The organism is Kitasatospora sp. NPDC085464 (assembly GCF_044541955.1).
GTDB lineage: Bacteria > Actinomycetota > Actinomycetes > Streptomycetales > Streptomycetaceae > Kitasatospora.
Window position 1 is genome coordinate 22,377 of the sequence record NZ_JBITTM010000005.1, and the last position, 11,202, is coordinate 33,578.

Genomic DNA, 11,202 nt, shown 5'->3' on the forward strand with positions numbered 1-11,202 from the left:
CTTGCCCCTGACGCAGGCGTCAGGGGTTAGCGTCCGGGCGCCCCATTGACGGGCTTCCCCTTCTCACGAGGAGCGCTGCCGTGCCCCTGCCCACCACCACCCGAGTCGTCCGACTGACCACCCGGCCGCGCGGGCTGCCCGCCCCCGAGGACTTCACCGTGGCCGAGGAGCCGCTGCCGGAGCCCGGGCCCGGGCAGGTGCTGGTCCGCAACCGGGCCTTCCTGGTCTTCCCCGCGCTGCGCACGGTGATCAGCGGCGCCGGCACCGGCCTGCTGGTACCCCACGTCGAGCCCGGGGACGCGCTGTTCGGGCCCGCCCTCGGGGAGGTGCTCGCCGCGCCGGAGCACGGGCCGCTGCGCCCGGGCGACCTCGTGACCCACCTGCACGGGTGGCGGGACCACGCGGTGGCGGACGCCGCCGGCTTCACCCCGGTCCCGCCGGACTTCCCGGACCCGCTCGCCCTGGTCTCCGCCGCCTCGGCCGGCTACGGCGGACTGACCCGCTGCGCCGAGGTGCACCCGGGCGACGTGGTGCTGGTGACCGGCGCGGCGGGCGCGGTCGGCTCCCTGGCCGGGCAGGTCGCCCGACTGCTCGGCGCCGCGCGGGTGATCGGCACCACCCGCTCACCCGCCAAGGCGGAGCGGCTGACCGCCGAACTCGGCTACGACGCCGTGCTGGTGACCGGCGAGCGGCCGTTCGCCGAGCTCCTGGCCGAGGCGGCACCGGACGGGCTCGACGTCGTCCTGGACCTGGTCGGCGGTGAGCAGCTGACCGCCGCGGTGGACGCGGCCCGGCGGGGCGCCCGGTTCGCCGTGGTCGGCGCGGTGTCCGGGCAGCTCGACCCGGGGCTCTCCGGCGGCAACTCGCCCGCGGTGGTCGACAGCTTCCGGATCGTCACCCTCGGCCTCAGCGTGCGCGGCTTCACCCTGCTCGACCACCCGGGTTTGGAGGCCGAGTGGCGCGAACGCCTCGGTGCCTGGTTGCGCAGCGGGGACCTCACCTTTCCGTGGACACCGGTCGCGGGCATCGATCGGGCCCCGCAGGCGTTGTCCCGGGTGTTCACCGGGGACACCTTCGGGGCGACCATCGTGGAGCTCTGACGACGGGAGGAGCGGGTATGCGGATCGGGGACGCGGCGGCAGCGGCGGGCACCACCCCCAGGGCACTGCGCTTCTACGAACAGCGCGGGCTGCTGCGCCCGCCCGCCCGGTCCGCCTCCGGCCAGCGGGAGTACGGCCCGGCCGAGGTCGCCCGGGTCCGGGTGATCCGCCGACTCCTCGCCGTGGGGCTGACGGTGGACGACCTGGCCAGCCGTCCGCACCGGCTGGACCTGCTCGCCGAGGACCCGCCGCGCCGCTGCACGGCCGACCCGGGCCCGGAGACCTACGCCCCCGTCGTCCGCGCCCGCCTGGCCACCCTCGACGCAGAGATCGCCCGCCTCACCGACCTCCGCACCAAGCTCGCCCACCACATCGCCACCAGCGGCGCGGACGTCCCGTCCGCCTGAGCGAGCGGGCTCTCGGGCGGACGGGGGCGGAGCGCGGACCGGGCTCGCCCGGCACGTTGCGCGGGGGAGGGCGCGAGGTGCCGGGCGAGGACTGGGGGTGGGGGTGGGGGTGGGTCAGGTGGTGGCGGGTGCTTCCCGGGTGGGGGCGTCCCGGGCGCCGGTGGACGGCCAGGTGATGCGGGTGGAGCAGAGGGAGACGAGGGCGGCGGAGGTGGCGACGGCGGCCATGCCCCAGACGAGGCTGGTGGCGCCGGCGACGAAGCCGATCACGGCGGGGCCGGCGAGCAGTCCGGTGGTGCCCATGGCGGCGACCAGGGAGAGCGCGTCGGCGCCGCGGCGGGCGGCGGCGACGTAGACGCAGGGGGTGACCGCCGCGACGCCGAGGCCCACGCAGGCGAAGCCGAGCAGGGTCGGCAGCACGCCGCCGACCAGCAGGGCGAGGGCGAGGCCGAGGCCGGCCAGCAGGCTGCCGGTGCGGACGATGCGGCCGTCGCCGAAGCGGGTGCGCCAGCCGTCGGCGAAGATCCGGGCGCACACCATCATCACCGAGACGACGGCGATGCCCAGCGGGGCGAGGCCGGCGCCCGCGTGCACGACGTCCTTGAGGTAGAGCGCCGACCAGTCGTTCATGGCGCCCTCGGTGACGGTGCCGAACACCATCGCGAGGCCCATCCAGAGCGTCGCGACGGTCGGCAGGACGAAGCCGCGGCGGTCCTTCTTCTCCTCCTCGGCGGCGGTCTGCTGCGGCTCGTCGGCCAGCAGGCCCGGCCGGGCGGCGGCGACCACGGCCGCGAGCAGCGCGGCGGCCAGCCCGAAGTGCACGGCCAGGGTGCCGGTGAAGGCGTTGACGGCGGAGGCCAGCAGTGCGGCGAGGAGGGAGCCGGCGCTGAACGTGGCGTGCAGCCGGGACATGGTGGCCTGTTCGAACCGGGCCTCCAGGGCGGCGCCCTGGGCGTTCATGGCGACGTTCAGGCAGCCGACCGCGACACCGTCGCAGAACAGCACCAGCAGGGTGACGGGGTAGTCGGGCACCACCGACAGGGCGAGCAGGATCACGCCGAGGGCGAGCGCCGACAGCACCGCGAGCAGGCGGGAGCCGAGCCGCCGCATCAGCACCGCCACCAGCGGGAAGGACACCGCCGCACCGATCCCGCAGGTCATCAGCAGCAGGCCGATCCGGGCCTCGCCCAGGCCGAGCTCGGCCTTGAGCGCGGGCACCCGGGAGACCCAGGTCGCGTACTGGAATCCGAGGACGAAGAACAGCGCGCCGATGGCCAGTTGGGAGCGGCGGTAGTCGTCGCGAACGGGGGACATGCGTATCAGCCCACTTCGGCTCTGGGGCGGGGCCCGGGGATCGGGTCGGTGGAGTGCGGCAGCGGCAGCGCCCGGTCCGTGACCGGGCGGAAATCCGTTACCCGAAGCGGCTCCTGACGATCTGTCAGGCTCATCGTCATGTAGACGGCCTCGTCGCCGTAGCTCGCGGGCAGGTCGGTCTCGGGCCGGGCGCGGTAGCCCAGCGGGGCCCACAGCACGTGCGAGCCGCGGACGGCGACCAGGGAGAGGGTCCGGTAGCCGGCCGCCCTGGCGGTGGCCTCCAGATGGCGCAGCATGCGGTGGGCGTGGCCGTGGCCGCGCAACTCCTCGGCGATGACGAGGTCGTGGGCGTGCAGGTTGGTGGTGGGTGGCTTGTGCCTGGTGGTGGTGTTTTCGGTGTGGTGGAGGTCGGGGCAGTGGTGGAGGGGGTAGGGCAGGGCGAGGAGGTAGCCGCCGACGTGGCCTGCGTGTTCGAGGACGAAGCAGGTGGAGGGTGAGGCGCGGTGTCGGGATTGGAGTGCGTCGCGGCCTTCGGACAGGCCGCTGGTGGCGTAGGCGTGTTCTTCGAGTGCGACGACGGTGTCCCAGTCGTCGGCGCGCAGGAGTCGGATCCGGGGGTCGGTCATGGGGTGTCTCCGTTCGGGGTCCGGGCGCCGCCGATGCTGGTGTGGGGTAGTGGGGTGAAGCCGTTGAAGCCCTGGGTGGTGTAGGCGGTGGCGTAGGCGCCGCAGGAGTGGATCCAGACGGGGTCGCCGGAGGCGACGGCGCGGGGGACGCGGACGGGGGCGCCGTCGCGGGTGTAGGCGTCGTCGCTGTCGCAGGTGGGGCCGGCGACGACGGCGTTGACGAACTGGCCGCCGGGGTGGCCGGGGAACTCCAGGCGGTACTGGAGCTGGTCCATCTCGTAGAGGCCGTTGAACTTGCCGCAGCTGAGGTAGAGCCAGTCCTCGCGGGTGCCGTCGAGGCGGTGGCGGGTGGTGAGGCGGGCGACGTGGGCGCGGATCGCGCCGTGGTCGGCGACCAGGTGGCGTCCGGGTTCGACGAGGAACTCCAGTGGTCCGGCGTTGACGGCGCGCAGCCGGTCGGTGCCTTCGCGGATGACGGTGAACATCTTGTCGAGTGGGGGGTCGAGGGGGTTGCCGTGGCGGTCGAGGACGCCGAGGGCGGGCAGTCCGCCGCCGAGGTTGATGCGTTGGGGGGTGATGCCGCGCCAGTTGAGGGCTTCCAGGACGGCGGCGAGGGAGTCCAGGGCGGCGCTCCAGGCTTCGGCGGTCATCTGCTGGGAGCCGACGTGGACGGACAGGCCGGAGGGGACGAGTCCTGCGGTTCGGGCTTGGTCGAGCAGGCGCAGGGCGTCCTCGGGTGAGCAGCCGAACTTGTGGTTCAGGCCCCACAGGGCGCCTTCGCCGCTGGTTGCGATCCGGCAGAACACCCGTGAGCCGGGGGCGTGTTCGGCGATGGCGGCGAGGTCCTGGGGGCTGTCGGTGGCGAAGTCGCGCACGCCCAGCCGGTAGGCCTGGGCGATGTGGCGGTCGGACTTGACGGTGTTGCCGTAGTGGATCAGTTCGGGCGCCACGCCGGTGCGCAGTGCCTGGGCGATCTCCTGGGGGCTTGCCGCGTCGAAGCCGGAGCCGAGTGCGGCGAGGTGGCCGAGCACCTCGTCCACCGGACAGGCCTTCATCGCGAACCGCACCGCGACATCCGGCAGTTCGGCACGCAACGCGGCGTACTGACGGCCGATGCCGTCCAGGTCGTAGATGATCCGGTCATCGGTCGCGGCCGCGAGAGCGGCCCGCAACGCGGTCTGGTCGTGCGGGCCGTACCGGTCGGTGCGGGGTGCGCCGGTGTGGACCGCGGTGACGGTCGGGGCACGGTGGGCGGGTACCGGGTTCCGTGCCCGGTGTGCCGGCTGGCTGCTTGTCTGGCGTGTCACGTAGAGCTCCCGGTCCTCCGGCTAGCGCGGCAGCCGGTCGGCGGGGGTGGTCCTGCTCGCCCGCACCAGCGGGCCCCACGCGTCGATCAGCAGGGCGAAGTCCTCGATGTCCGACTGCGCTCGGTCGAGCAGGCGCGCCCGTCGGGGCGCCAGGTGGTCGGCGAACTCGGCGTACTTGCCGCCCAGTCGCCGGTAGCAGCGGTCGAGTTCGGTGAGTCTGCGGTGGTTCTCCGCCCGGTCGGTCGCGGCGCTGCGGCGGGCGGCGGCGGCGATCGACCGGGGGCGCAGGTGGTGGCGCTCGTCCAGCAGGGCCCCGCCGGCGGCCGCCATCTCGGCGTAGACCGGGTGGAGGTAGAGCATGGAGAGCAGGAACTTGGCGTAGCGCAGCTGGTAGGCGGTGAAGCCGGGGCCGGTGCGCCGCTCGGGGGTGTAGTAGTTGACGATGTGCCGGTTGTGGGTGACGCCGGGCAGGGTGGCGTCGTGCACGACGTGGTGCAGGAAGTAGTCGCTGCCGATGGTGTCGGTGGCGGGCGGCAGCGGCACGCGTTCGTACACCTCGCGGTCGAGGGCGATGTTGCACATGTCGATGCGCCAGATGTCGGGCCGGCCGAGGACGGCGTGGTCGGCGGTGAAGGGTTCGGTGCCGCCGCCGGTGAACGATTCGGCGACGAGCTCGCGCCGCTCCTGCTCGCTCGCTCCGGTGGGCGCCCAGAGTGCGACGAGGTCGTGGTAGACCTCGGGGTCGAGGGCGAGGATCTCGCCGAGGTCGACGGAGAGTTCGCCGACGAAGGAGGCTCCGACCAGGGCGACGGGCTTGTCCGCGTGCGCCGGGTCGAGGGTGTTCTCGGTGACGGCGGCGGCCGCGTCGGCGGCCTTGATGCCGAGGGTCGCCAGTTCGTGCTCGACGGGGAACACCGGTTCGCCGTCGAGCCACTGGTAGCGGCTGTCGGAGTCGCGGCGGTGCACCGAGGCGCAGCCGAGGGCGGCGGCGAGCAGGAACGCCCGGTTGGTGCAGGCGCCGTAGGAGACGGTGTCGGGCAGCATCAGGTCGAGCAGCTCGTCGGGGCCGGCGACGCCCGAGCGGTCGATCACCTCGCGCAGGAAGGCGCGTTGCGCGTCCTCGTCCAGGTGGTGGACGGTCAGGCCGTCGACGGCGGGCAGGGCGGCGGCCGCGGCGGCGTGCCGGCCACGTGCGGCGGGGTCGGCGGAGTCCAGCACCAGCAGGTGCACCCGGACGCCGAACCGCCGTACGGCGTAGGCGGCTTCGGCGCCGACCGCGGTGATGGTGTCGGCGCACTCGCGGTTGGTGGGCAGGGTCAGGCAGACGTCGCGCATGCCCGCTCCCCGGTGGCGTTCGGCTCGTCGAGGCGCTTGCCGCTCCAGGACCGCAGTCCGAGCAACTTCTCTCCCAGTTCAGTGAGTTCGGCGGTCCCGTAGCGCTGGGACTCGGGCCGGTCGGCGTCGCCGACGAGGGTGCGGTTCCAGTCCGGGGTGGCGAGCGTGCGCCAGGACTCCACCCGGGAGCGGCGCAGCTTCTCGGCCTCCTCCAGCGCGGGCATCATCGACAGGTACTGCACCGCGCGCACGCCGCGCCCGGAGGTGTTGCGCTCGACGCCGTGGGCGAGCAGGCCGTTCCAGATCAGGAGGTCGCCGGCCGCCAACTCGGGCCGCACGACGGGGAACTCGTCCCGGTCGACGGCCGGGCGGATCGGGTCCCGGTCGGCCGGCTGGGCGGCCTGCCACTCGTTGAAGCGGCGGAACAGCTCCGGGTTGCACTGGAAGCCGCCGAGGTCGGGGGCGGTGTCGTTGAGCGCGATGATGCCCTGGACGCGCTGCGGCAGCACGCCCCGGGTGGTGTCGACGTCCCAGTGCAGCTCGATGTCGAAGCCGCGGTCGGTGGGCTCGATCAGCGCCCGGTCGCGGTTGCGGACGTTCGGCGGGTTGAGGTTGAGCCGGTCGAGGGTGACCCACAGCTCCTCGCAGTCCCAGACGTCCACGAATGCGTCGTAGACGCGCTGCGACTGGCGGCTGTCCCACAGGAGTTGGTGGTGGTAGGCCTCGACGAAGCCGTAGATGTGCAGGTGCTGGTCGAGTTCGTCGCGGTACTCGCGCTCGCGGTACCAGTCCTCGGGGCGGTCGGGCGACAGGCCCTGGAACTCCCAGGTGAAGTCGAGCAGGCGCCTCGCGGCCTCGGCCGGGATCGCCTGCTTCACCACGACGTAGCCGTAGGTCTGCCAGAACGCGTGGTCCTCCTCGGAGAGCACGCGCAGCGGGTGCTGCTTGCGGATCTCGCGCAGCGCCGTGCGGGCCAGGTAGCTCTCGGTGTCCGCGCTGAAGTAGGGGCGCTGCGAGGCGGCGCGGTACAGATACTCCTCGGCCTGTCCGTCTGGGCTCGGCATGGGCAGTCACTCCACGGTTCGTAGTCGACGCAGCGCTTGATTCGGCGGGTGGCGCGGGCGCGACGGGCCACTCGACCGGCCCCGGGCCGGATCGGGAATTCCCCCTGCGGGCCGGTGGCGGTCCGCACACACTCCTTCGCGGCTCGACCCCCGAGCGCGCACCGGCGCCGCGTCAGGGGGCCAACTCGCCTGCCCGACAAGGCCTCTCACCCCGCCTCAGGCTCTGCCGAACCACACCCCCCACACATTGGACTAGACCAACTAATGGTGTCAACCCTTTCCTGCGGGTTGCCGATTGGGAATTCGGTGCAGCTCATGACGCCTCTCGCGGTTCGCTTTATGTTTCGCAGGCGGACATAAGCCGGGGTATGTTTCGGGAATTGACATAACCGCCGGATTGAACCCCGGCAACCCCGCGAACCGTTACGGGCCGGGGGCATGCGTAGGGGCATGACGCCGGGCCGCCGTGCGCCGCGCCGTTCGCCACGCCGTGTTCCACGCCGTGCTCCACGCCGCGTGTTACGCCGGGCCGGCGGAGCCCGGCCGCCGTAGGTTGGGAGCGTGCCACGCCGAGGAGCCGCCCGGCTCGCCCCGCCCAGCTGGCTGACCGCGAGCCTGCGGCCCCTGGCCGCGCCGATTCCCCGGGCCGCGGTGGCCCGCGCCTCGGTCGCGCTCTCCGCCCCGCTCGCGGTGGGCACCGCCACCGGGCGGCCCGCCTACGGGGCGCTGGTGTCGATGGGCGCACTGTCCGGGGTGATCGGGGACACCGCCGACGCCTACCGGATGCGGATCTTCAACATCGCCGTCCCGCAGCTGTTCGGCGCCCTCGGGGTCCTGCTCGGCACCCTGGTGTTCGGTACGGGATGGTGGGCCGTCCTGGTGCTGACCGTCATCGCGCTGGTCTCCGGCATGATCTCCTCGATCGGCGCGGTCGCCTCCGTCTCCGGCCTGCTCCTGCTGCTCAACGCCGTGGTCGGCGCGGGCCTGCCGATGCCCTCCCCGTGGTGGCTGCCACCCGGACTGCTGCTGCTCGGCGGCCTGGAGGTGCTCGCCCTGACCCTGCTCGCCTGGCCGCTGCGCCTCGGCGTCCCCGAACGCGCGGTGGTCGCCGGCACCTACCGCTCGGCCGCCGAGGTGCTGGCGGCCGCCGGCACCCCGGAGTACGACGCCCGGCGCCGCGAGCTCACCCAGTCGCTCAACCACTCCTACGACCTGCTGCTCGCCCGGCGGGCCCGGCGGCACGGCCGCTCCCCCACCCTGGTACGGCTGCTGGCCCAGCTCAACGCGGTGATCCCGGTAGTGGAGGGGGCCGCGGCGGCGCACCTGCGCCCGCCCGGGTACGGCCCGCTGCCCGCGGCCTACCCGGCCGCCGTCCGCGCCCTGGCCGACGCCGTCGAGCAGGGCCGCACCGGTCCCGCTCCCTCGCCCGACCTGCCCGTTCCCGCCGGGCCGTCCACCCGGGCACTGGTCGAGGCCATCGGGCACGCCGCCGCCGTCGTGTACGAGCCCGAGCCGGACCCGTACGCCGTCGACGACCGGCTCGGCCGGCCCGCGGGCCTGGGGGTCCGGGCCCGGCGGGCGACCCGCGCCCTGCTGCTGTCCGGCCCGTCCTGGCGGTACGGGCTGCGGCTGGCCCTGTGCATCGGCCTCGCGCAAGTGCTGGTCTCGGTGATCGCGGTGCCCCGCTCGTACTGGGTGGCGCTGACCGTGACCTTCGTGATGAAACCGGACTTCGGCTCGGTGTTCTCGCGCGCCGTGCTGCGCGCGCTCGGCACCGCGGCCGGGCTGCTGATCGCCGTCCCCGTACTCGCCGAGGTGCCGCGTGGCTGGTGGGACGTACCGGTGATGGCGGTGCTGGCGGCGCTGATCCCCGCTCTGTCGGCCAAGGGCTACGCCTTCCAGACCGCGGCGATCACCCCGGTGATCCTGCTGCTGTCGGACCTGCTCAACCACCGGGGGTTCGACCTGGTGCCGCCCCGGCTCTACGACTCGCTGATCGGCTGCGCCATCTCCCTGCTGGCCGGCTACCTGCTGTGGCCGGAGTCCTGGCACACCCGGGTCGGCGACCGCCTCGCCGAAGCCGTCCAGGACACCGCCTCGTACGTGTCGCTGGCGTTCACCACCGCGCCGGGGCGGGACCAGCCGGCCCGGGCCCGGTACCGGCGGCGGCTCTACCGGGACCTCTCGGCGGTCCGCAGCGAGTTCCAGCGGGCGCTCACCGAACCGCCGCCGGTCGGGACCAGGGCGGAGGCCCTGTGGCCGGTGGTGATCGCCGTCGAGCGGATCGTGGACGCCACGACCGCCACCCGGGTGCGGATCGAACACGGCGCGCCCGTCCCGACCCCGGCCGAGGTCGGAACCGTGACCCGCGAGCTGACCGACCTCGCCGAGTCGCTGCGCACCGGCCGGCCGCTGCCGGAGGCGGTGTCGGCCACGCTGGCACCGGACTGTGCGCTGGCCCGGCTGCACCACGAGGTGCACGCGGCCCGGTCGGTGGCCGCGCCGGCGCCGTGAGTGCCACCGCCGCCGACGGCCCCGGGCCGCCTCAGTGCGCCCCCGGGCCGCCGCCGGGGACCCCCGGTCAGTCCTCGATCCGCCGCCAGGGCCGGTCCGCCTCCAGCGCGAAGGCCAGCTCCAGCAGCACCCGCTCCTGCCCGTGCGCCGCCGACAGGTGCACGCCGACGGGCAGCCCGCCGGGCGCCGCACCAGCGGGCAGGGCTAGGCCCGGGCCGCCGGTCACGTTGTTGACCGGGGTGAACGCCACGTAGCGCATCAGCCGGTCCATCAGCTCCTCGAAGTCGACGTTCGGGCTGAGGTGCCCGATCGGCGGGGCGGTGTGGGCCAGCACCGGGGAGAGGATCACGTCGTGGTGGCGGAAGACCCGGTGGTACACCCCCTCGGCCCGGCGCAGCCGCCGCAGCACGCCCGGGGTGTGCGGGAACTCCGCCTGGAACTGCCGGCGCAGCCCGGTGGTCAGGCCGTCCAGTTTGTCGGCGCGGAAGCTCGGATCGATCAGCACCCGGCCGGTGAAGGCGATCGCCCAGGCGATGTAGCCCCAGTAGGAGACGAAGTCGCGGGAGAACTCCTCGCCGAACGGCAGGGCGGTCGGTTCGACCCGGTGGCCCATGGCCTCCAGTCGCGCGGCGGTCTCCTCGACCACCCTGCGGGTCGGCTCGTCGGTCTTGGCGATCGGCGAGTCGACCACCAGCCCGATCCGCAGCCGCTGCTCCCCCGGGCCCTCGACCAGGCCGAGCGGGGGCAGCTTGGGGTTGCGGCGGTGGCGCTCGGCGGCCGCGAAGAAGGCGGCGGTGTCGCGCACCGAGCGGGTCAGGACGCCGTCGGTGACCAGGTCGATCGGCAGTTTGGCGCCCTGCGAGTTGGCGACCAGCCGGCCCCGGGTGGGCTTGAGTCCGACCAGGCCGCAGCAGGCCGCCGGGATGCGGATCGAGCCGCCGCCGTCGTTGGCGTGCGCGATCGGCACGACGCCGGAGGCCACCAGGGCCGCCGCGCCGCCGGAGGAGGCGCCGGCCGAGTGCGAGGGCTTCCAGGGGTTGCGCACCGGCTGGGCGTGGGCGAACTCGGTGGAGGCGTTGAGGCCGAACTCGGGCAGCCGGGTCTTGCCGAGGACGGCCAGGCCGGTGGAGAGGAACTGGTCGGTGAAGCGCGCGTTGCGGCGGGCCGGTTGGGCGCGGAAGGCCTCGCTGCCCATCGCGGTCGGCAGGCCGCGCAGGTCGACGTTGTCCTTGAGGTAGGTCGGCACGCCCCACAGCGGCCCGCCGATGCCCTCCCGGCTGATCTGCGGCTTGTCGTACGAGGCGTGGGCGACCGGCAGCAGTCGGCCGTCGACCCGCGCGGCGCGCGCGACGGCCGCGGCGACCAGCTCCCGGGGGTTGACCGCGCCGGCCCGCACCAGGGCGGCCAGCGCCACCGCGTCGTGCGTGCCGAGGGCGTCGTCGGTGAACGCGTGCACCCGCTCGTCGGTCATCCGAACTCCCCACTCCCCGCCGGGCTTCCTGCCGTCCGGTCGTCACGCCGACCGGTGGTGCCGC

Annotated in this window: 9 protein-coding genes; 3 read left to right on the forward strand and 6 right to left on the reverse strand. The window is 74.2% G+C overall.

Going from position 1 to position 11,202, the window contains the following annotated elements; translation table 11 throughout:
* The first annotated feature begins 86 nt into the window (after nucleotides 1–86).
* Nucleotides 87–1,100, forward strand: a complete 1,014-nt coding sequence (locus ACIGG8_RS05820) for an MDR family NADP-dependent oxidoreductase (RefSeq protein ID WP_396546182.1) — start codon at nucleotides 87–89, stop codon at nucleotides 1,098–1,100.
* 17 nt (nucleotides 1,101–1,117) lie between these two features.
* On the forward strand, nucleotides 1,118–1,507 hold the full coding sequence (locus ACIGG8_RS05825) for a MerR family transcriptional regulator (RefSeq protein ID WP_396546014.1): 390 nt from the start codon (nucleotides 1,118–1,120) through the stop codon (nucleotides 1,505–1,507).
* A 114-nt stretch (nucleotides 1,508–1,621) separates the two neighbouring features.
* Here ACIGG8_RS05825 and ACIGG8_RS05830 read toward each other — a convergent pair whose 3' ends face one another.
* From ACIGG8_RS05830 to ACIGG8_RS05850, 5 genes are all read right to left on the reverse strand, one after another.
* Nucleotides 1,622–2,821: an MFS transporter gene (locus ACIGG8_RS05830; RefSeq protein ID WP_396546015.1), complete on the reverse strand. Its 1,200-nt coding sequence runs from the start codon at nucleotides 2,819–2,821 to the stop codon at nucleotides 1,622–1,624.
* A gap of 5 nt (nucleotides 2,822–2,826) precedes the next feature.
* Nucleotides 2,827–3,447 carry a GNAT family N-acetyltransferase gene (locus tag ACIGG8_RS05835; RefSeq protein WP_396546016.1) on the reverse strand — a complete coding sequence of 207 codons (621 nt, stop codon included), beginning with the start codon at nucleotides 3,445–3,447 and terminating at the stop codon, nucleotides 2,827–2,829.
* On the reverse strand, nucleotides 3,444–4,619 hold the full coding sequence (locus ACIGG8_RS05840; RefSeq protein ID WP_396546183.1) for a type III PLP-dependent enzyme: 1,176 nt from the start codon (nucleotides 4,617–4,619) through the stop codon (nucleotides 3,444–3,446). Before ACIGG8_RS05840 ends, ACIGG8_RS05835 begins: the two co-directional genes overlap by 4 nt.
* 156 nt (nucleotides 4,620–4,775) lie before the next feature.
* On the reverse strand, nucleotides 4,776–6,089 hold the full coding sequence (locus ACIGG8_RS05845) for a DUF6271 family protein (RefSeq protein WP_396546017.1): 1,314 nt from the start codon (nucleotides 6,087–6,089) through the stop codon (nucleotides 4,776–4,778).
* Nucleotides 6,071–7,153: a phytanoyl-CoA dioxygenase family protein gene (locus ACIGG8_RS05850; RefSeq protein ID WP_396546018.1), complete on the reverse strand. Its 1,083-nt coding sequence runs from the start codon at nucleotides 7,151–7,153 to the stop codon at nucleotides 6,071–6,073. Before ACIGG8_RS05850 ends, ACIGG8_RS05845 begins: the two co-directional genes overlap by 19 nt.
* A 561-nt stretch (nucleotides 7,154–7,714) precedes the next feature.
* Between ACIGG8_RS05850 and ACIGG8_RS05855 the strand changes: the two genes are divergently transcribed.
* Nucleotides 7,715–9,667: an FUSC family protein gene (locus ACIGG8_RS05855; protein ID WP_396546019.1), complete on the forward strand. Its 1,953-nt coding sequence runs from the start codon at nucleotides 7,715–7,717 to the stop codon at nucleotides 9,665–9,667.
* 67 nt (nucleotides 9,668–9,734) lie between these two features.
* Here the strand turns inward: ACIGG8_RS05855 and ACIGG8_RS05860 are convergent, their stop codons facing one another.
* The gene (locus tag ACIGG8_RS05860) at nucleotides 9,735–11,138 is read right to left on the reverse strand and encodes an amidase (RefSeq protein WP_396546020.1); all 1,404 of its coding nucleotides are present in this window, start codon (nucleotides 11,136–11,138) and stop codon (nucleotides 9,735–9,737) included.
* Nucleotides 11,139–11,202 lie beyond the last annotated feature (64 nt).